General features: G+C 44.8%; 19 protein-coding genes. 2 read left to right on the forward strand and 17 right to left on the reverse strand.

Annotation, left to right across the window (positions count from 1 at the left end; translation table 11 throughout):
• The 10 genes from leuS to RWS24_RS01800 form a co-directional block, all read right to left on the reverse strand.
• The coding region (leuS, locus tag RWS24_RS01755; protein ID WP_314364871.1) for a leucine--tRNA ligase at positions 1 to 1546 on the reverse strand (1546 nt) is incomplete at its 3' end.
• Between the two features lie 165 nt (positions 1547 to 1711).
• Positions 1712 to 2806, reverse strand: a complete 1095-nt coding sequence (locus tag RWS24_RS01760; RefSeq protein WP_125338160.1) for a glycerol dehydrogenase — start codon at positions 2804 to 2806, stop codon at positions 1712 to 1714.
• A 47-nt stretch (positions 2807 to 2853) separates the two neighbouring features.
• Positions 2854 to 3522, reverse strand: coding sequence for a fructose-6-phosphate aldolase (locus RWS24_RS01765; protein WP_314364873.1), 669 nt, complete (start codon positions 3520 to 3522; stop codon positions 2854 to 2856).
• Positions 3523 to 3536: 14 nt separating this feature from the next.
• A complete protein-coding gene (locus tag RWS24_RS01770; RefSeq protein ID WP_314364875.1) occupies positions 3537 to 5978 on the reverse strand; it encodes a glycyl radical protein in 2442 nt (813 codons plus the stop codon).
• A 168-nt stretch (positions 5979 to 6146) separates the two neighbouring features.
• Positions 6147 to 7448: a PTS sugar transporter subunit IIC gene (locus RWS24_RS01775; RefSeq protein WP_126435945.1), complete on the reverse strand. Its 1302-nt coding sequence runs from the start codon at positions 7446 to 7448 to the stop codon at positions 6147 to 6149.
• A 17-nt stretch (positions 7449 to 7465) separates the two neighbouring features.
• Positions 7466 to 7777 (reverse strand): PTS sugar transporter subunit IIB, encoded by a 312-nt coding sequence (locus RWS24_RS01780; protein ID WP_002929056.1) that lies wholly within the window; start codon positions 7775 to 7777, stop codon positions 7466 to 7468.
• Positions 7778 to 7797: 20 nt separating this feature from the next.
• Positions 7798 to 8121, reverse strand: coding sequence for a PTS lactose/cellobiose transporter subunit IIA (locus tag RWS24_RS01785; protein ID WP_002907360.1), 324 nt, complete (start codon positions 8119 to 8121; stop codon positions 7798 to 7800).
• A 330-nt stretch (positions 8122 to 8451) separates the two neighbouring features.
• Positions 8452 to 8943 carry a hypothetical protein gene (locus tag RWS24_RS01790; protein WP_314364881.1) on the reverse strand — a complete coding sequence of 164 codons (492 nt, stop codon included), beginning with the start codon at positions 8941 to 8943 and terminating at the stop codon, positions 8452 to 8454.
• A gap of 101 nt (positions 8944 to 9044) precedes the next feature.
• Positions 9045 to 10016 carry a sugar-binding transcriptional regulator gene (locus RWS24_RS01795; RefSeq protein ID WP_314364882.1) on the reverse strand — a complete coding sequence of 324 codons (972 nt, stop codon included), beginning with the start codon at positions 10014 to 10016 and terminating at the stop codon, positions 9045 to 9047.
• Between the two features lie 16 nt (positions 10017 to 10032).
• Positions 10033 to 10776, reverse strand: a complete 744-nt coding sequence (locus tag RWS24_RS01800; RefSeq protein WP_314364883.1) for a DeoR/GlpR family DNA-binding transcription regulator — start codon at positions 10774 to 10776, stop codon at positions 10033 to 10035.
• 124 nt (positions 10777 to 10900) lie between these two features.
• Here RWS24_RS01800 and RWS24_RS01805 point away from each other — a divergent pair, with 124 nt between their 5' ends.
• Positions 10901 to 11677 (forward strand): glycyl-radical enzyme activating protein, encoded by a 777-nt coding sequence (locus RWS24_RS01805; protein ID WP_314364885.1) that lies wholly within the window; start codon positions 10901 to 10903, stop codon positions 11675 to 11677.
• Between the two features lie 70 nt (positions 11678 to 11747).
• On the opposite strand, the gene RWS24_RS01810 is transcribed toward RWS24_RS01805, so the two are convergent.
• The gene (locus tag RWS24_RS01810) at positions 11748 to 12617 is read right to left on the reverse strand and encodes a glycosyltransferase family 2 protein (RefSeq protein ID WP_314364887.1); all 870 of its coding nucleotides are present in this window, start codon (positions 12615 to 12617) and stop codon (positions 11748 to 11750) included.
• A gap of 210 nt (positions 12618 to 12827) precedes the next feature.
• On the opposite strand from RWS24_RS01810, the gene RWS24_RS01815 reads away from it, so the two are divergent.
• Positions 12828 to 13799, forward strand: coding sequence for an NERD domain-containing protein (locus RWS24_RS01815; protein WP_314364888.1), 972 nt, complete (start codon positions 12828 to 12830; stop codon positions 13797 to 13799).
• 49 nt (positions 13800 to 13848) lie between these two features.
• On the opposite strand, the gene RWS24_RS01820 is transcribed toward RWS24_RS01815, so the two are convergent.
• The 6 genes from RWS24_RS01820 to RWS24_RS01845 all read right to left on the reverse strand — a co-directional run bounded on the left by RWS24_RS01820 (position 13849) and on the right by RWS24_RS01845 (position 20104).
• Positions 13849 to 15258 (reverse strand): LPXTG cell wall anchor domain-containing protein, encoded by a 1410-nt coding sequence (locus RWS24_RS01820; RefSeq protein WP_314364890.1) that lies wholly within the window; start codon positions 15256 to 15258, stop codon positions 13849 to 13851.
• Positions 15259 to 15375: 117 nt separating this feature from the next.
• Positions 15376 to 16305: an aldo/keto reductase gene (locus RWS24_RS01825; RefSeq protein WP_314364892.1), complete on the reverse strand. Its 930-nt coding sequence runs from the start codon at positions 16303 to 16305 to the stop codon at positions 15376 to 15378.
• Between the two features lie 9 nt (positions 16306 to 16314).
• A complete protein-coding gene (locus tag RWS24_RS01830; protein WP_314364893.1) occupies positions 16315 to 18093 on the reverse strand; it encodes a beta-galactosidase in 1779 nt (592 codons plus the stop codon).
• Positions 18094 to 19455 carry a PTS transporter subunit EIIC gene (locus tag RWS24_RS01835; protein WP_314364895.1) on the reverse strand — a complete coding sequence of 454 codons (1362 nt, stop codon included), beginning with the start codon at positions 19453 to 19455 and terminating at the stop codon, positions 18094 to 18096.
• A gap of 5 nt (positions 19456 to 19460) precedes the next feature.
• Positions 19461 to 19778: a PTS lactose/cellobiose transporter subunit IIA gene (locus RWS24_RS01840; RefSeq protein ID WP_314364896.1), complete on the reverse strand. Its 318-nt coding sequence runs from the start codon at positions 19776 to 19778 to the stop codon at positions 19461 to 19463.
• 8 nt (positions 19779 to 19786) lie between these two features.
• Positions 19787 to 20104 carry a PTS sugar transporter subunit IIB gene (locus RWS24_RS01845; protein WP_314364898.1) on the reverse strand — a complete coding sequence of 106 codons (318 nt, stop codon included), beginning with the start codon at positions 20102 to 20104 and terminating at the stop codon, positions 19787 to 19789.
• Positions 20105 to 20202: the final 98 nt, after the last annotated feature.

Consider the following 20202-nt stretch of genomic DNA (forward strand, 5'->3'; position numbering starts at 1 on the left):
CGTCTGCTAATTTCTCATTGTTGTGAGGGTCAATGTAACGCAGGTAATACCAGCTGGAACCAGCCCATTGAGGCATGGTGTTGGTTTCGCGGCGTCCTTTGACCCCATCTTTGCGAGTCACTTCCAGCCAGTCAGTCAGATTAGCCAATGGACTTTCACCGGTACCTGACGGACGGATATCCTTGGTTACAGGCAAGACAAGCGGAAGTTCATTTTCAGGAACAGCCGTTGAGGTGCCATCTTCCCAATGAATAATTGGAATTGGCTCACCCCAGTAGCGCTGACGGCTAAAGAGCCAGTCGCGCAGGCGATAGGTGACTTTTTCGTTTCCGACACCTTCTGCTTCCAGCCAAGAAACCATCTTGTCAATAGCGGCAGCCTTGTCTAAGCCATCTAGGAAGCCAGAGTTAATGTGCGACCCGTCTTCTGTGTAAGCAGCTTCAGCAACATTGCCACCCTCTAGAACCGGAATAATCTCTAAATCAAACTGCTTAGCAAACTCCCAATCGCGCTCATCGTGCGCAGGAACAGCCATGATAGCCCCTGTTCCGTAGCTTGCAAGCACATAGTCGGCAATCCAGATGGGGATTTCCTTGCCATTGACAGGATTGATGGCATAAGCTCCTGTCCAGACACCAGTCTTCTCCTTAGCCAAATCAGTCCGAGCCAGGTCGGATTTGAGGCTGGCTGCATGTTTGTAGTCTGCTACTGCTTGGGCTTGTTCTGCACTTGTAATGGCATCGACGAGAGCATGCTCTGGAGCCAAAACAGCATAGGTCGCACCAAAAAGAGTGTCCGGACGAGTGGTAAAGACGGTGAAGTCCTTGTCTGTGCCCTTAATCTTGAAGGTTACATTGGCACCGGTTGACTTGCCGATCCAATTACGCTGCATATCCTTTATAGACTCTGGCCAGTCCAGTTCCTCTAAGTCATTGAGCAAACGTTCTGCATAGGCTGTGATTTTCAGCATCCACTGACGCATGGGTTTACGAACGACTGGATAACCACCGCGCTCAGATGTGCCATCCGGCAGAACTTCCTCATTGGCGATAGCCGTTCCCAGCTCTTCAACCCAGTTTACTGGCACTTCAGCTTCATAAGCCAGGCCTTTTTCGTAAAGCTTGGTGAAAATCCACTGGGTCCACTTGTAGTAGTTGGGGTCAGTTGTATTGACCTCCCGGTCCCAGTCATAGGAGAAGCCCAGAGCGTTGATTTGACGCTTAAAGTTGGCAATGTTTTCCGCTGTAAAGTCAGCTGGGTCATTCCCTGTATCCATGGCGTATTGCTCAGCTGGCAGACCAAAGGCATCCCAGCCCATAGGATGAAGGACGTTATAGCCCTGAGCCCGCTTGTAGCGGCTGAGGATATCTGTCGCCGTGTAGCCCTCCGGATGCCCTACATGGAGCCCCGCTCCTGATGGGTAAGGAAACATGTCCAGCGCATAAAAGTTAGGCTTGTCCTTGTCCGTACCTGTCTTAAATGTATGGTGCTCCGCCCAGTATTTCTGCCACTTGGGTTCGATTTCTTTGTGATTATAATAAGCCATTCTTTTCTCCATTTTTTGTACTGTTTCTATTATACCATTTTCAAGGGATTTTAAAAGACAGAATTTCATGACTGCCAGATACATCAGCCAAGGGGTCTCTCCACCAAAAAACAAGCCACGCTATCAGTCCTGCGGTTGAAAGGTGGCTTGTTTTATATTTTGCTTTTATTTATCCAAATCCCTGACATATTGGTCAACCGCTAGGATGGCACCTGCAATGTCAGAAGCTGAAATCTCAAATGGCATCTGATGGATGGTTTCGCCCTCAATCGTCGCTTGCTGACCAACTTTGAGCAAATCTTCATAGCTAGCATTTTCTAAATGCATTTCTTTCAGAGTGGTCGGCATACCGATCTTTTGATAGAAGCGAATATATTTTTCCAATTCTTCTTTAGGTCGGTTTTCTAAGAAGAGTTGGGTCAAGGTTCCATAGGCAACTTTTTCGCCGTGGGTCAAGTGATGAATATCGCCTGTTAGAGCTGTAAAGCCGTTGTGGATAGCATGGGCTGCCGCTAAACCGCCGCTCTCAAAGCCGACGCCGCTGAGAAGGGTATTGGCTTCAATGATATTTTCCAGAGCTGGAGTCACGACTTTTGCTTCACAGGCTGCAATAGCCTGCAGGCCATCTGCAAACAGTGTTTCTTCACACTTCTTCGCAATCGCTACACCAGCTAGACTCTGTCTTTGTCCCAACATGGTAGTGCCATTTTTCTGCTGGACAGCACGCGCTTCTACCCAAGTCGCTAAACCATCTGCAATCCCAGAAGCCAGAAGCCGTTTTGGCGCTCCAGCAATCACTTTCGTATCCACCAAGACAAGTTCTGGGTTTTTACTATAGAAAATGTACTTTTCAAAGGCTCCATCTTCTGTATAGATAACAGAAAGTGCTGAAGTTGGGGCATCTGTAGAGGCAATGGTTGGCGCAATGACCACAGGACGTCCTAGTATATCTGCAATCGCCTTCGCACTGTCAATCGTTTTCCCACCGCCTAGACCAATAACTAAGTCTGCTCCGTCTTTTTCAGCCAGAGCAACGACCCGATCAATTTCAGCATCTGAAGCTTCTCCGTTAAAAGCGACATGCAGCACATGAAAACCATAACGAGTAAGGTAGTCATTGAATTTTTCCCCAACAATCTGGTAAACCACATCATCACAAAGCAAGACTGGATGGCTTCCTAATTGAAGAATCTGTTTTGCATTTTCAAACAGAGCGTTTTCTCCCTGAATATAACGAGACGGACTTGCAAAAATTCTCATAGAACACCTCTTTCATTTATTCATAAATAGAGCATTAAATATGCCTTTTAAATGTATTCCTGATTGTGAATTGCTGACCAGTCAGCAGCAAAGTCATCCACTGCCTTAGAGATAGACGGCATGGCAAAGGCTGCTGCAAAGATATCTGGTCCTGCTGTAATGGCTTGGGCCCCATCAGCAAAAGCACGATTAATTTGGCTAACATTCTTAAAGGACGCTGCCAATATTTTGCTGGCGGAATGTTCCCGCTCAATCGCTTGAGCCAGCTGGCTAATTACAGCATCTGAATCAATATTGAGATTTTCCATGCGGTTATAGTAAGGAGCAAGATAGTCAGCCCCCGCTTCAATGGCTAATAGCCCTTGAAAGGTTGTATAAATGGCTGTCGCTGTAATCTTGTAGCCCTCTGCTTTGAGAGTTTTGATAGCTGCCAGCCCAGCCGGTGTGACCGGAACTTTAATGTAGACAGCATCGCCGCATTTTTTTCGAATTTCAGTAGCATCTTTCAAGATTCCCTCATAATCCTTGGCAACAACCTGCACATGGATAGATGGACCTTCTCCTATGATTTCCCGAACAGTGCGAATCCGTTCGAAGAAATCTATTTTCCCTTCTTTTTTTGCGATGGTCGGATTAGAAGTCACTCCCGCCAAGGGGAGGACTTCCGACCATTTTTTTATCTCCTCTAAATTTAAGGTATCAAGCATGAATTCCATAAATTGGACCTCTTTTACAACGTGTGCTCCGTACGCCCGATAATATCATCTTGTGTCGCCTTGGAAAGCACATTGAAGAAAGCAGAGTAGCCTGCAACGCGAACAATCAAATCGCGGTGTTTTTCAGGATGCTTCTGAGCATCAATCAAGGTTTCCCGAGAAACGACATTGTATTGGATATGATAGCCATGCAGACGGTTAAAGAATGTACGAAGCAAGGCAATTAGTTTCACTTTATCTTCCTCTTTAGACAAAGTCTGAGGATTGACTTTTTGATTGAGCAGAACGCCTCCTACGATTTCATCTGTCGGCAATTTGGAAACAGATTTCAATACAGAGGTCGGGCCGTTCTTGTCCATATTATGGGATGGAGAGCAGCCTTCAGCGAGCGGTGTTCCAGCATTGCGACCATCTGGTGTCGCCAAGGTACCGCGACCTTGACCGACATTGGCTGAAATAGAAGATGTTCCAGAGTAGCGGATACCGCCAATTGGACCACGGCCATAACGGGTATTTGGATATTTAGCGATTTCATCCACATAAATATCGTAAGCATCTGTCACTAGCTTATCTGCGTAATCATCATCATTACCATATTTTGGTGCATCATGAATCAGCATCTCTTGAATTTCTTTACCACGCTCACCTGCATAGTCTGTTTCAAGTGCATGCCAGAGTTCAGCCGGAGTCAGCCTGCCTTCTTCAAAGACCAGCTTCTTGATGGCCGCCAATGAGTCTGATAGATTGGCAATACCGACTTGAAGGCCAGAAATATAGTCATAGACAGCTCCACCCTCTTTCAAATGCTTACCACGTCCGATACAATCATCTGTTAAAGCTGAGCAGAGGATATCCGGCACTTCTCTTTCAAGAGACAGGTCGATAGAATTTTCCACGATGACACTCATGCGAGTCAAATGGCGCAAGGTCTTGTCCCAAGCCGTTTGCAGCTCAGCAAAGCTCTTCATATCTTTAAAATGACCGAAGCTTGGCGCAAAGCGCTTGCCAGATGCTGGATCAATCCCATCGTTCATAGTGATGAGGAGCACCTTAGGGAAGTTCATGTAGCTCATGCCTGTACAACGGTAGCCCCATTTACCAGGCACAGCAGTTTCCACACAGCCGATAGCACTATAGTCGTATGCATCTTCTTCTAAAACGCCTTTGGCGATAAAGGACGGAATGATGATTTCATCATTATTGAAGGCTGGCATACCGAAACCAAGCTTCATGACTTCGATACACTCATTCATAAAGCGAGCATCCAAGCCTGCATGATAACGAACGGTCAGATTCGGCTGAGGAAGATGAGTTTGAGCTACAGATTTCAACACAAGGTAGGAAAGTGGGTTGACTGCATCTCTCTTATCTCTCGTTTGACCCCCGATTGTCACATTTTGATAAAGGGGACTGCCCGCTGATGAGAAGGTATGAGCCTGACTGCGCACTTTATTAATGGTAATCGTCTTAATCCAGAGATTGGTTAAGCGTTCTACAATGCTAGCCTCGGTCTCACGTCCAGCTTCCAAATCTGCCTTGACATAAGGATACATGTACTGGTCAAAGCGGCCATAAGAGAGCGAATGTCCGTTGGACTCGATCTGAAGGATACACTGGATAAACCAAACAGACTGAACAGCTTCAGCAAAGGTTGATGCTGGCTCATACGGAACTTTAGAACAAATTCTAGCGATTTCTAAGAGCTCCTGACGGCGCTTAGGCTCTGCTTTTTCAGCCAGCTGATTGGCCAAAGCAACAAAACGCTCCGCATAAGCTTTCACAGCATCCACAACGATGAAAATGGAATCATAGAAGTGGTATTTGTCAATACTAGTCGGATCGGTCAAATCCAAAGCTTCCTTAGCTGCGCGAGCTTTTTCTTCAAAACCTTTCAGTCCATAAGCCAAGAGTTTTTGATAGTTGACCGCCAAGTGGGCGTCCCCAGAGTTCATCTTTCCTTCCATACCAAAGAAGCCAGTTTCCATATAAACCTGAACTTCTTCTGGAAGTAGAGCCCCTGCTCGAGCACGGAGGTTATTGTTTTCCCAGAAAGGAGCAATACTACGGAGCTGCTCTTTGGTTTCCTCTGTGATGTAGAAGACGTCTCCGTCCCGCTTCTCAAAAAGATCTAGTTCATTGAGTACAAACTCTAAAGTATACTCTGGGAAGATAGGCGCGTCTTTATTAGATGAAGCCTGATTACCGACAATCATCGTTTCATCTTCGATATAAAGCGTCATATTCTCCAAAATCTCTTTGAGCATGTAAGCACGCTTCAACACATTTGGCTTTTCCTTATGCTTATCATAAGCCTTGGTAGCTAGGACAGCACGCTCTGCGTCAATATAGGGCTTTTTATTTAAAACATCTTCCCGATATTTATTCATCCGCTCTGTTAAGCTGCCAAAATAGTCTGTTTTTATTGTTGTTTTTTCTACTTCTTTTACTTGGATCATTTGGTCACGACCTTTCTTATGAAATTTAATTTATTTCTTTCGTAACTATTGTAACACGCAAAATCCTAGAATTCAATCATTTATAGGCGATTACTGAATTAAAGATTTTTTGCACATTTGTGCCATCTGAGCCAAGAAACTTTTGTGTTTTTATCCATCAAAGTCAGATTATTCTTCATTTTCCAATTCGTTATTGTAGGCAATCTTATCCTGAAACTTCACAAATGGGAAATAGACAAAGGCGGACATGGCTAGGATGACAATTTGAATGACTGCCCCTTGCCAGCCAGCGACCATAAAGCCAGAAATGATAGCCGGTGTACTCCAAGGCAAAGTCACACCCGCGAATGGCTGCATAAAGCCAACCGCAATCGCCATGTAGACAATCAAAGCGGCCAGAACCGGAACCAAAACGAAAGGTAGAAACATGACCGGATTCATCACAATTGGAAAACCAAAGACAACCGGCTCATTGACATTAAAGATTGCTGGGAAAGCAGCAACTTTCCCCAGAGCCTTATACTGCTTGGACTTGGCAGCAAAAAGCATGGCTACAACCACTCCGAAAGTAATACCGGAGCCTGACAAGATAAGGAAACTATCCAAAAATTGCTGGGTCACAATATGAGCGCCTTGACTGACAGAAAGCTTATCTGCAGCAAGCAGGGCCTTATTGGCATCCAGATTTGACAGCAGCAAGGCTGTTACGACACCATTGACAACAGACTGGCCGTGGACGCCGAACCACCACAGGAAAGAAATGAAGAAAGCAATACCGATAGCTCCATACAGAGAGCCCGTCAGACCTTGCAGAGGCACCTGAATGACATCGTAAATCATCTCAATAAAGGTACCGCCACCAGTCGCTATCTTGGCAATAATATAAACAAGCATTGACAGCAAGAAAATAACGAAAGCTGGAATCATGGCTTCAAACTGCTTGGCAATCGCTTGAGGAACCTGCTCTGGCATTTTGATGACAATATGCTTTTGAATGAAAATCGTATAGATACTGCCAACTGCCAAACCAATAAGAATGGCCCCAATGATTCCTTGACCGCCAAACCAGACCTTGGCAATCGCATCTCCAATCGCTTCACCCTTTTCTGGTATGTAGGAGGATTTCAAAAGGATAAAGAAGGAAGAAAGAGACAGCACCCCTGCCGGCAGAGGCTCTACACCGCTGTTCTTGGCATAAGAATAGCCGATTGAAAAACAAGAAATCAGCCCCATAATGGCAAAGGTCCCTGAATAAACCTGCATAAACGGTTCTGTCCAGTCTGCCCCAAACACACCAGCAATGGCTTGATTTAAACCTTCAAACGGTAATTGCCCTACAATCAAGAATAAACTTCCCACAACTGTAAGTGGCAAAATTGCCAACATACCGTCTTTTAAGGCGATAATCCCGCGCATATTGACAAACTTCATAATCGGCGCAATGATTTTTTGAGTATCTACTTTAGACATAACGAAGCTCCTTGATTTTAATGTTTATCCAACAAACTCAAAGCGAGGTTTAGCACTTTTTTACCATCTAGCATACCGTAATCAGCCATCGGAATAACTGCAATCGGAGTATGGCAGCTGTCGCAAATAGCTGTAGATTTGTCTAGTGTATAGGCTACCTGCGGGCCCAATAAAGCGACATCCAAATCCGCTGCATAATCAGCCAGCTTAGCCTGAGAGTATGCTTCAATCTCAGCCTCCACCCCTTTTTCAGCTGCAGCTATCTTCATGTTATTGACCAACATTCCTGTTGAAAAACCTGCCGCGCAGAACAAACCAATCTTAACCATCTTTTCATCCTCCTGATGATTTATTTTTTCCCTTGTAATTCTCTTCTCAAGTCGATGATTTCTTTGATGAGGTTAATCTCTGTAATGCTAGTCATCAAATGATCCTGAGAATGAACAAACAGCGCTGTGATCTCTGTTTTCGTTCCTCCAGCTTCCTGAGCTAGGAACTTGGTCTGCAAGTTATGGGCCTCTAACAGCGCCTTATCTGCAAGCTCAATCTGCTCATCGCATTCTGAAAACTTACCATCTTTAGCTAGTGATAAAGCTTGATAAATATGCTGCTTAGCATCACCAGCGTCTAAGATAAGGCCCATGATAATTTGATCTGCTACAATCATTTCCATATGTTACAACCGCTCCTATCTTTATGATTAACAAAAACTTGTTCTTTTGTTTGAAAGTGAATTGTTTTTGTTTGTAACTAGAATGTATCACCTTTATCTCAGTCCGTCAATATATTATAGAACAAATTAGCTTATTTATTTTTTTTAGCACATTTGTGCAAAAAGACTCCTCCACAAAAAAACAACTCCTATACAGCTGTATTTATCTGCGAATCAAAGGCACTCTATTAGATACGAACGATAAGCAGATTCGACACAAAAAAAGAAGAAGCGGCTATTTGCTTCTTCTTCCTCATATTGTGTTATGTTAAGAAACCGAAACTTATCTTTTTAAACGGCTTTCTCAATTTCCTTTGCTATTTTACTTTTCCGCAATTTCCTCTGGAAGACGTATTTCAATAAAACAGCAGGATTCAGACTGTAGGATAATTGCATTTTAAAATAATTCACCCACTCGATGACAGCAAAAAACCAAATTGCTAAAGAGATTATGAATGTGGAAAAATCACTGGAATTAAAAATGATTATCAGGGCTCCCAATCCCAATAAAATAAGGTCTAAGCTCTTTAGTATCCTGTAAATCTTGCCTGTATATCTTTCAGCAAATCTTGGATTGGAAATCCTTTTTATCAAAATCCACCAGAAAACAGAGCCCTGTATCAGAATAAAACTCAGTACAAACAAGGAGAAAGAAATAGAAATCAAAGCCCCAGTAATAAGAATCCATCTTTTGAGCAGGAAAAAATTCATCCAAAATACTAGCACAGCGACTAGCTCTCCTGTGGCTAAACTAGTCAATTTTTGTTTCATCGGCTTTTTCAAATCAACAATCCACCTCCATACATAGCTGCTAATCCACTATTAAAAAATAGAAGCCCTAAATTCCGTCTTGGAAATCTCTTGCACCTGAGATGCCTCTACTATCAAGAAGTGAGGAAACTCCTATCTCCATCCAAGTCAAGCATTTTTAGAATCGTCGCTTCATCCGTAACCAAATGATTGACATAGCCCGCTCGCAAGACAGCTAAGATAGCAGCAGATTTTTGACTGCCATAGGCAAAGGCCAAACTAAGCGGCACCTTTTTCAAATTTTCCAACGAGATGGCAATCGTTCGATTTTGCAAATGCTGGTAGACCATCTCCCCTTTTTTATTAAAGAAGCGACAGCAGATTTCTCCGACAGCATCCTGACTCTCTAGAGCAAGAAAATCCTCTGAGGTCAGCATGTCCAGCCATTGGCGATTTCCCGTGTCAACCTGCCCTCCAATACCAACCACAGCCACATCCAGCTCCTGCCAGCTGCTTTTTAGATCTTCAAAGTATTTAGACGCCAATATTCCATTTGTCAGTTGCTCATTCTCCTGAATAATCGTGGAATTCATAAAACGGCACTCCCCATGGTATTTTCCAGCCATGCTATAGATGAGGGTATTCACATGGTAGCGTGCATGGATATGACTGGGACCACCGGCCAAAGGAAAGAAATGGACATTTGTCAAATGCTTGCTGCTAGAGTGCTCTACTAAAAGGCTCAAGCTCTTTCCCCAAGAAAATCCCACTTTATCATTGTCTTTAATCAGGCCGCGCAGCATACCCGCAGCAGCTTGCGCCAATCTCTCTTCCAGATCTGCTGAAGATTCATCCACTAAATTACTGACAATCTCGATTCCCTTGAGCCCGTATTTTTCTTTTACATAGTTTTCCAAGTGGAACAAGCGGGTATCAAAGTCTTCAATCTCAATCTTTACAATGCCCTCTTTTTTCGCTTCTGCCAGCATTCGGCTAATGGTGGTGCGATAAATCCCTGTCTCAGCCGCAATGTCAGACTGGCTTCTTTCTTCGATATAGTAGAGATAAGCAATTTTTGCCAATAGTTTTTTTCTTTCATTTTTCATCTTATCTCCTTCTCTGCTAGATCAGAGTCAGCTTGATATCCGCAGCTTTCAAGCGCTCAACAGCCTCTTTAGGAATCGCCTTGTCAGTCACCACTTGGGCAATCTGCTTGAAGCCGAATCTCTTAACCGTTCCTTTTCTGGTAAACTTGCTTGAATCCGTCAAGACAATCATCTGGTCGGATGCCTCTGACATATACTGTACAACCTCACTCCGCATCAAATCCTTGCCTGTAAAACCTAGATTTTCATCGTAGCCATCTGTTCCGACAAAAGCATGTTCTACGTGAAAAAAGCGAATCATTTCCTTGAGAAGAGGCCCCACTGTCACCTGCGAATCTTTCTGAAATTCTCCGCCCAGCAAGATAATTTTACAAGAATCAGCTTGCTTTATATAATCCGCAATAAAATAAGAATTGGTAATAATCTTGACATTCTTCTTCGTTCGGCAGATTTCCTCAGCTAGTAAGGCACAGGTCGAGCCTGATTCGATCATAATGGTTTCATTATCCTGAACGATTTTTGCTGCTTCCTGAGCAATCCGGCGCTTGGTATCATAATGAAAGGAAAGCCTGACATTCAGATCATCGCCGCTATTTAAAACAGCATAGCCATGCTCTCTGCGCAACAGACCTTTGGTTTCCAGCTTATCCAAGTCTTTGCGAATCGTTACTTTGGATACTTTTAAGCGGTCAGACAAAGTATTGACATCGATTCGTTCAAATTCAGATACTAATTTAACTATTTCATCTAAACGTTCCATTCTATCACCTCTGCTATTATTGTAACAAAAGACGCCTTAAAAATAAAATAAAAATAACTTTCATTCGTAATTGTTTTTCTTTCTAAAATAAGTTATAATGATTGTATCCAAAGGAGGCCTGAGTATGGAAACAAAAAAAGGAATTATTTTTAACATCCAACATTTCAGTATTCATGATGGACCAGGGATTCGTACAACGGTTTTCCTCAAAGGCTGCCCACTGCGCTGCCCTTGGTGTTCTAATCCAGAATCTCAACAGCCTAAACCCGAACCCATGCTGGATGCGACTACGAAAAAGAGCATCACCATGGGAGAAGAAAGAAGCGTCGAGGAGATTATCAACGAAGTCCTAAAGGACAGAGATTTTTATGAAGAATCTGGCGGCGGCCTAACCTTATCTGGCGGAGAGATTTTCGCCCAGTTTGAATTTGCCAAGGCCATTCTCAAAGCCGCTAAGGAAAAAGGGATTCATACCGCTATCGAAACAACTGCCTTTGTAGAACACGAAAAATTCGTGGATCTCATCCAGTACGTTGATTTCATCTATACCGACCTGAAGCATTATAACTCTGTCAACCACCGCAAGGTGACTGGAGTAAAAAACGAATTAATTGTTCAGAATATCCACTACGCCTTCACTCATCAAAAGACGATTGTTCTGCGCATTCCAGTCATTCCAGATTTTAATGACTCTTTAGAAGATGCGGAGCAGTTTGCGACCCTGTTTAATGAACTATCCATCGATCAAGTCCAGCTGCTGCCTTTCCATCAATTTGGCGAAAATAAATACAAATTACTTGGCCGAAAGTATGCCATGGAAGATGTCAAGGCCTTGCACCCTGAAGACTTATTTGAATACCAAGATGTCTTTTTGAAGCATGACATTAATTGTTATTTTTAGTCTTTAATTTTCAAACACTAAAAAACAAGCTACGCTTTCAGCCCTGCGGTTGAAAGGTGGCTTGTTTTGTTTATTCTCCAAATAGTTGGAGTTTGCATTCAATTTCCTGATAGACCAAGCTGGATTGCATGCCGACAGCTGCAGCGCTGTCGCGACAATACTGGAGCAGGAAAGTGTAGTATTTGTAGTAGAAGCTCAGGTCATAGCCCAGCTTACCTAGAATGGCTAGCTGCTCCTCAAAACCTACAATCAAGTCTCGAAACCACTGCTCATTCCAAGTCATGGAGATGCTATTTGGCCGCAAGCGATAGTAATAGAGCGGTTCATTGAGGTAGATTATCTTCTCTGACTGAAGGTACAGCTTATAAGTCGTGAAGGCATCTTCGGCCACTCGGCCGACTGGATAGCGCACTGTATCAAAGAGCTTACGCTTATAGAGCTTGGCCCAGGCACAGAGAAAGACACCGTCTACCATGCGTCGTTTAGGGTACTCCTCGATTATCTCTTCTCGCGTATAGAGGGTTTCAAAATGCTCTGTCGAATAGTAGAGGAAGGCTGAATCCTCAGCACGGAAACTACAGTGGTGACCAATGGCAATGTCCGCATCATACTCTTTCAGCTTTTCATAAAGACGGGCAACATGCTGCTCAGGCAGCCAGTCATCTGAATCAACAAAAATCAAATAGTCTGCACTAGAGTGCTCAATCCCTGTGTTGCGGGCACCGGACAAGCCTTGATTGTCCTGATGAATGAGACGAATCCTCGCATCCTGGTCAGCCAGCTCTTGGCAAATCTGGCCAGAAGCATCTGTTGAACCATCATTGACTAGAATAATTTCCAGATTTTGATAGGTCTGACGACAGACGCTGTTCACACATTCTGCTAAATACTGCTCAACATTGTAAACAGGGATGATAACACTGATTAATTCCTGAGGCATAATAACTCCTATTCTTTTCCTGTCTTTTTATTATACATGATTTTTTAGGTTTGTGAGGTATTTTTAGAAAATAAGTTTTTAAAGGATAGTTTCCGTTTTTTAGACACATTTTTGTTAGTTGTTCAATTGCTGTGTTTTTACACTTATAAAAATCTTTCGTTCTTTATTTTGTGCTATACTCGAATTAGGGATTTTAAGGGAGATTAGGAAATGTTTGGATTCTTTTTCGTCGCATTTGTGGCTGTCTTTGGCATCGTCTTTTTTATTAGTTATAAGCTACTTGAAGACAGGGAAGATACGGACTCGGATTGGTCATCCAGCCAAAGCCCAGAGCCTGACTATTTCCAGCAAACCCAGACTGCCCCTTGGGAACTCAAATACAACAAGGGAAAACAGGGAGAGTACCAGCTTGGTCAGGTCTTGAACCAGCTCTATGGCTATAAAAAGATTTTGTACAATCTCTATATCTTCAAAGAAGATGGCACTACTACTGAGATTGATGCCCTGCTAATTCATCCATCTGGAATTTACATTTTTGAGTCAAAAAACTACAAGGGCTGGATCTTTGGCTCAGAAAATCAGCAATACTGGACTCAGGTTCTTTCTGGTGGCCGCGGAAAATCTTACAAACATTCTTTTTTCAATCCCGTTATTCAAAATAAAGTTCATCTCAAATGGCTGAGCTACTATCTCAACCAATACACGCCAAACCTATATTCCTATATCGTCTTTGGCAATGACTGTCAACTTAAGGAAATCCATCTAAACAGTGATAGGCATAAGGTTATTCAGACCTGGCAAGTGATCGGAGCAATTGACCGGCAGGCCTACCAAAGTCAAGTCTACCTGTCAACTGAGCAGATTGACGACCTCTATCGTATGCTCCTGCCCTTGACCAAGCGAAATCAGGTCATCAAAGAGCGCCATATTAACAGCATTGCTCAGAATAAACAGCGTAGAGAAGCAGAAAAGATCTGCCCTCGCTGCCAGCATGGATTGGTGCTCCGTACAGCAGCCAAAGGTTCTAGGGCTGGTCAAAAATTTTGGGGCTGCTCCAACTTCCCAAGATGCCGCTTTACTCAAAAATACCAGGAGCCCATCTGCAGTCCGCCCGCTGCGCAAGCACCTAATTTTGGACAGCCTGTCGTGCAAAACCTAACTCAAACACAAAGCAACAGCTAGAAACTGCTGTTGCTTTTTTGTAGATTATTTTTTTCTCTAGCTTGCAAAGCTAAGATTTTTTCTTCAAGCCAAGGAAGCCAGCTCCCAGCCCTAAGAGTCCGAGCCCAAGCAGATTGGTCAATAGACTGCTTTGACTGCCGGTCTTAGGCAATTGTTTGGAAGAAGCTTGCTCAAGAGTTGGCTGTTGAGACGCTGCTTGAGGGTCCGTCTGGCCGCTTGCTTTGTAGGTCAGATTTTCCACTTGGCTCCCCTTTGGATCAGGTCTTGCAGGAGTTGGCTGCTGGGCTTGATTTTGGGGAGCCTGCTCCATATCGGCCAGCGGCACGATACTCTTCATAAACTCATCTTGTGAAATGGCCCTTTCTTCGACTGCATCTTGAATACCAGTGAGGCTTACAAAATAGTAACGAGCCCAATCCTTGGTCAGTCGCTGAATACCAGCCAAACCAGCTCCTGGATACCAGAGCGGCTTACTCACTTCTTCAGCAAATTTCCAGTCACCGCCAACTTGAATACCAAGCTTGGCATCTGGGTCAGATTTTTCAGAAATACGCGCTTCGACAGAAACCAGAACAGCCCGAATGGTCTGAGGATTCGGAATATCACGAGCCTGATCAGAACCCCAGTGGGCAACCCTATCCTGCTTAGGTAATACCTCAATAGCTGTTCCCCCGCCAGCCAAGGCTTCCTGCCGCGCATCTCCTACGTAGCTGGACATATTCCCCTTGAACTGAGCAACCCATTGAACCCCTTGAGGGTGATCCACAATTTTCTCCCAGACATTGGAGTCCTTCCGAAGGACGAAAGCCTGCATGTTACGAACATCTGCCCAAGCATTGCTGGCCTTATTGTCCGTCATTTCCATCACAACACCCCAAGGATCAAATTCATTCATCCATTTACCGCGTTCCTTGTCAAAGACAGCCTGCGCTTCTTCGTCGGTCATCCCTTCGCCTTTATAAGCTAGGTAGTACCAATCAGCTGCGGGGTCATAAGTCGGACGACCGCCTAACACAACGGCTCCGCCATTAAATTGGCCGGGGCCGCCATTAGGACCACGCTTTTGACGCTCCCCATTTTCTTCAACGACATTTTCCTCCGACCAAACCCAGACATCCCCTTGATTGGCTCCCATCTGAGCAATGGCGCGCTGCTTCTGCTCATCGGACATGACCTGACTGGCTGGCAACTCGCTAGCAGCTGATTCGGCCTGACTTGCAGGAGCTGCTTGGGATTCAGCCACAGCTGGATTTTCAGCCTCAGGACTTGCTTGGGCTGCTGGAGAAGTAGGCGTTTCAGCTACTGCGGCAGGGGCAGGCGCAACATCTTCTGCTTCAACTCTTGAGACGCACGTCAAAGCTGCTAAGGACAAGAGGGAAGCACATAGCAGCAAGCCGCTTCCATACTTGGCAGCAGAAGCAGATTTTGCTAGCCCTTGCCAAGAAAACTTATTATTCATATCATTCTCCTTTCATAAGGTGCAGATTCGAGGTTAATCAATGAAGTATGCAGACTGATTCACTGCTCTTAGCATTCATTGATTCTGAATAACAAATAATCTCCCTGCAAAAGAAGCTTAGGGCAGAGGATTCCCTGCGCTCTTGTATATCTTATACCAGTCAGCCCGAGAGAGCTCAATATCAAAAGCAGCCACCATTGAGCGAATTCTCTGCGGATTCATGGAGCCAACAATTGGCTGCATCTGAGCCGGATGACGCAAAATCCAGGCCAGAACTAAGGCTTCAAAAGAAACTTGATAGTCTGACGCAAAGGCATGCAGAGTTTCTGTAAGCTGAGCATATTTAGGATGTTCCATAAAAAGTCCCTGGTTCAAGTCGACCTGAAATGGTGACCAAGGCTGAATCGTGATATGATGCAATCGACAATAGTCCAATACACTACCATCCCGAACGATTGCTAACGGATTTAGCATATTGGCATTGAGCCCAGCATCCAGCATCGGAGTATGGGCTGGACCAAACTGCAGTTGGTTGGCAATCAAGGGCTGCTCCACACTTTTCTGCAGCAGCTCGATCTGATAAGGATTTTGATTGCTGACTCCGAAATAGCGGACCTTACCAGCTTGGTGTAGCTGTGAGAAAGCTTCAGCCACCTCTTCCGGCTCCACAAGAGCATCTGGCCGGTGTAGGAGGAGCACATCCAGATAGTCTGTCTGCAAACGCTCCAGGCTGCCTTCAACCGAACGAATAATATAATCCTTAGAAAAGTCAAAATGGTAGTTGGTGTGAACATCCCGCAGTCCGCACTTGGACTGGATGAGAACTCGGTCTCGGGGAATTTTAGCTGAGCGAAGAGCCTGCGCAAACTTGGCTTCAGATTGCCCACCAGCATAAACATCTGAGTGGTCAAAGAAATTAATTCCCACTTCTAATGCTGTTTCAAGAACGGAAACGACCTCTTTAGGATCGTGCTCTGCCAATCGCATGCAGCCCAAAATCAGCTGACTGGCTTCTTTCAGTTCATTCCCGACTGTCATATATTTCATCGCAACACCTCATTTCTTATAGACCGGATGATCAAGCAAGGTCAACTCTTCAATCTTGACATTTTCAGTTTCAAAGACGATAAATTCATTCTTTTCCTTAAGTAGGCCAGACGGCACATAGAGATAGTGAATTGGTCCTTCATTCCAGTAGCGGCCAAGGTTGAAGCCGTTGACCGAAATACAGCCCTTCCCATACTTAGAGCAGTCAATGAAAGTATCAGCGATATCATCTAACTCTGCTTCAAAGCGATAGAAGGTCGGTGCTTTGACTCTTTCAGGTGGAGCTGAGTAGCAGTCTAGCTTGGCCAGCATTTCCTGGTCAAACTTGAGCGCATAATGCTTCCAACCCTTGCGGAACTGGTGGTTAATCATGATACCACCCTTGACTCCCTTGGATTGACTGGGTGCACCCAGCTTGTAACCATAGTTGACCCGCCCCATATTTTCCACCAACACATCAATCTGAATCCGTTCGGTGTCAGCTGAGAAGAGCATTTCATCACCGATTTCTTCCCGATACTGGGTAGCTAGGTGCTCCTGATTGACATAGAAATGGCAGCGATCATGAGTCTCCAATGCCTTGAGCCTTTCCTCATGGTATTGATTTTTGATATCGGAACGGTAGAGAATATAGCCATGATTCTGCCCAATCTGCTCCATAGGCTGCGGATAATCCAGCTGAATTTCCTCTGTGATGTCCGCTACAACATCCAGCAGATTTGCAGTCCCAAGCAGCGGAAAACTGCCATAGGCCTTAGCCTGTCGGCTAATAGGCTCCATCTGCTCAAGCTCTGGAAAGACCTCGTGGGTCACCCGCTGAACAGCGTAGTATTTCTCTGTTGCCTGCCCCCACTCAGTAATCGGAGCATCAAAGTCATAGGATGTAATCTGCGGCAAATCCTTGGTCTTGCGGGCTGAACAACCGCTGATAAAACCAAAATTGGTCCCACCTCTCAGTAGGAAAAGGTTCATGCTGCCTAGCTGCAGCATTTCTTTGACATCCTGAGCCAAATCTTCTGCCTCTCGCCGAACGATTTCCTCGCTCCAGCGGCTGAACCAGCCATCCCAGAACTCCGTACACATAAGCGGCCATTTCTTGCCATAGCGCCCCATGAAAGCTCGCAGATTATCCGTGTTTTCCTTGGGCTGAGAGCCGAAATTCCCCGTCACAAAAACATCGTCTTCAATCAAGGTGCCAGACTCCAGGGCCTCAATCCAAGTCCCATCAGAGGTAAAGAGGGGAACCGTAACTCCACGTACCTTCATCATCTGCGCAATACTGCGCATGTAGGCCTTGTCCTCGGCGTAAGAACCGTATTCATTTTCCACCTGCATCATGAGGATAGGTCCGCCTTGATCACTCTGATAGGGCAGAAGCTTGGGAAAGAGCCAGTCATAGAAATGACTGACCTTTTCCAGAAAAAGCGGATGATTGACCCGCAGGCGCATTGAAGGATATCTCAAGAGCCAAGCCGGCAGGCCGCCAAAGTCAAACTCTGCACAGATGTAAGGCGTCGGACGGACAATGAGATAAAGCCCCATCTCCTCAACCAACTTGAAGTATGCTTCAAAATCCAGCATGCCCTCTGCCTGAAACTGACCTTCCTGAGGCTCATGCAACGCCCAAGGAATATAGGTTTCTACCGTATTAAAGCCTAAAGCTTTAAGATTGTAAAGGGTATCTCGCCACTGGTCCGGATGAAGCCGGAAATACTGAATAGCTCCCGATAAAATCTTAAAAGGTTTGCCATCCAGGTAAAATTCTTCTTTAATTTCAAATTTTGCCATCTATCCAAGCTCCTCCTGTTTATCTGCCATCTTGACAAAGGGCAAATATATAGCGGTCGAAATAGCGATATTAACAAGCGAAAGAATAATTGCCCGCCAGTCGAAGGCTGTCGCAAAGAAACCGTAGAGAATCGGCGGCATTACCCAGGTAACGTTTTGAGTAACCGGCGCAACCAAGCCCATAGAGGTTGCAAAGTAGGCTACTGTCACCATGACCATTGGCGTCAGGACGTATGGAATAAACATAATTGGATTCAAAACGATTGGCAGACCGTACATGACCGGCTCACCGATGTTGAAGACCATTGGGAAAATTCCTAACTTGGCCACCTCGCGATAGTGCTTATTTCGAGATTGCCAGAGAATGGCAATGGCAACCCCAATCGCATCAAACCAGACAAAAGCACCAAAAGAATTATCCGTCCACATGTAAGGAATCGCATGCCCAGCCTGATAAGCTTCCAGATTAGCCAGCATGGTCACACCAAAGAGACTGGCCATAACTGGCGCCAGCACATTACCACCGTGCAGTCCGAAGAACCAGAAAATCTTATTGAGAAAGACAATGAGCAGCACAGCCCAGAAGCTTTGAGACAAGCTGAGAAGCGGTGCCTGAAGAATCTTGTAAATCCAGTCAATCAACAGCTCGCCTGTCACCAGATTAAAGAGATAGGTCGCAATTCCCACGACATACATGGCAATTGCAGCCGGAATGATAGACAGGAATGGCTTCATGATAGCTGGCGGAACAGAATCCGGAAGTTTGATGGTCCAGTTACGATTCATGACCTTACAAAAGATGATGACAGATACAAAACCAATCAGAATGGCAGTAAAATAACCACGCGCACTGATCTGGTCACCTGGAATGATACTGTTAATCGTCACAGACAGGTTACTGCCGTCAAGTTTTAGCTCTGAAAGTTTTGAAATCGCCTTGCTCAGCCCTGGTGTTTTGCCAGCTAACTCAAAGGTTTTAGTAACTGATCCACCAATGGTAATGATATAGGAAGCAACAGCTACCAGACCAGCAGACACCTTATCAGTATTGTAAATCTTAGCGATATTGACCCCGAAGGTAAAGAGGAACAAGAGGGTAACGATAGGAATACTGCCCTTAAATACCAGCCAGTTAATATCAATCAGCCACTGGAAGGTAGAGGAAATCCAGGTCCAGCCGAACTGTCCTGGCAAGTCAGATAGAAAAGCATTGACCATGAGGGCGAAAGAACCCGTCATAATCACAGGCATGGTTCCGATAAAGGAATCCCGCAGGGCAACCAAAAATTTTTGGTTGCCGATTTTATTGGCAATAGGCATGAGACGCGCTTGCCATTTATCAACCAAACTACTCATCTGCAATTCTCCTATTCATCAAATTTTTTATGCAAATCAACAATCTCCTTTGCCAAATCAACAAAGGCGATACTGGTCATGAGATGATCCTGCCCATGTACCATAAATAAACTAAGTTCTGTCTTTTCTCCTTGTGCCTCCTTGCTCAGCATTTCAGCCTGAGCGTGATGGGCTTGCAGCAGGGCCTTCCGAGCCTGACTCAGCCTCTCCTGAGCTCGGTCAAAATCCTGCTTTTTAGCTGCTGCAATGGCTTCGATAGCACAAGACTTAGCCTCTCCGCCATACATAATGAGGGTCATAGCGACCTCTAAGGAATCTTTATTTTCCATAGGAGCACCTACTTCATGAGCGACTCTGCCAGATCCAGGACCTTATCCCCCTTCATCATTCCGTAGTCCGTCATAGGGATAACATCCACCGGAATGCCTTTTGAAGCTAGTTTTTCCTGTAAATTCTCCAGTAGATAGCGGACCTGAGGCCCCAGCAAAAGGACATCAACCTTTTTCTCGCTCAGATAGTCTTCTGCTTCTGACACTGGCACCGCAAATATCGTCGCAGCTAAACCTCGCTCCTCTGCAGCTTTCTGCATTTTATTGACCATGAGACTGGTGCTCATCCCAGCTGCACAGACTAACATAATCTGTTTTGTTTCCATCGGCATCCTCCTTTATGAATCTGACCTAGCCTGCAACGACGCTTGCCATTTATTTTTAATATATAAACAAAAATCCAAAAATAGAATATTTTCTACTA

Source organism: uncultured Streptococcus sp. (assembly GCF_963528215.1).
Taxonomy (GTDB): Bacteria; Bacillota; Bacilli; order Lactobacillales; family Streptococcaceae; genus Streptococcus.

Bases quoted from the DNA above. Each gene is read 5' to 3' on its own strand.
- RWS24_RS01830 (WP_314364893.1), bottom strand. From the start codon at position 18,093: ATGGCAAAATTTGAAATTAAAGAAGAATTTTACCTGGATGGCAAACCT.
- RWS24_RS01810 (WP_314364887.1), bottom strand. From the start codon at position 12,617: ATGCCTCAGGAATTAATCAGTGTTATCATCCCTGTTTACAATGTTGAG.
- RWS24_RS01805 (WP_314364885.1), top strand. From the start codon at position 10,901: ATGGAAACAAAAAAAGGAATTATTTTTAACATCCAACATTTCAGTATT.
- RWS24_RS01795 (WP_314364882.1), bottom strand. From the start codon at position 10,016: ATGAAAAATGAAAGAAAAAAACTATTGGCAAAAATTGCTTATCTCTAC.
- RWS24_RS01770 (WP_314364875.1), bottom strand. From the start codon at position 5,978: ATGATCCAAGTAAAAGAAGTAGAAAAAACAACAATAAAAACAGACTAT.
- RWS24_RS01845 (WP_314364898.1), bottom strand. From the start codon at position 20,104: ATGGAAACAAAACAGATTATGTTAGTCTGTGCAGCTGGGATGAGCACC.
- RWS24_RS01820 (WP_314364890.1), bottom strand. From the start codon at position 15,258: ATGAATAATAAGTTTTCTTGGCAAGGGCTAGCAAAATCTGCTTCTGCT.
- RWS24_RS01800 (WP_314364883.1), bottom strand. From the start codon at position 10,776: ATGGAACGTTTAGATGAAATAGTTAAATTAGTATCTGAATTTGAACGA.
- RWS24_RS01825 (WP_314364892.1), bottom strand. From the start codon at position 16,305: ATGAAATATATGACAGTCGGGAATGAACTGAAAGAAGCCAGTCAGCTG.
- RWS24_RS01775 (WP_126435945.1), bottom strand. From the start codon at position 7,448: ATGTCTAAAGTAGATACTCAAAAAATCATTGCGCCGATTATGAAGTTT.
- RWS24_RS01760 (WP_125338160.1), bottom strand. From the start codon at position 2,806: ATGAGAATTTTTGCAAGTCCGTCTCGTTATATTCAGGGAGAAAACGCT.
- RWS24_RS01840 (WP_314364896.1), bottom strand. From the start codon at position 19,778: ATGGAAAATAAAGATTCCTTAGAGGTCGCTATGACCCTCATTATGTAT.
- RWS24_RS01815 (WP_314364888.1), top strand. From the start codon at position 12,828: ATGTTTGGATTCTTTTTCGTCGCATTTGTGGCTGTCTTTGGCATCGTC.
- RWS24_RS01780 (WP_002929056.1), bottom strand. From the start codon at position 7,777: ATGGTTAAGATTGGTTTGTTCTGCGCGGCAGGTTTTTCAACAGGAATG.
- RWS24_RS01785 (WP_002907360.1), bottom strand. From the start codon at position 8,121: ATGGAAATGATTGTAGCAGATCAAATTATCATGGGCCTTATCTTAGAC.
- RWS24_RS01765 (WP_314364873.1), bottom strand. From the start codon at position 3,522: ATGGAATTCATGCTTGATACCTTAAATTTAGAGGAGATAAAAAAATGG.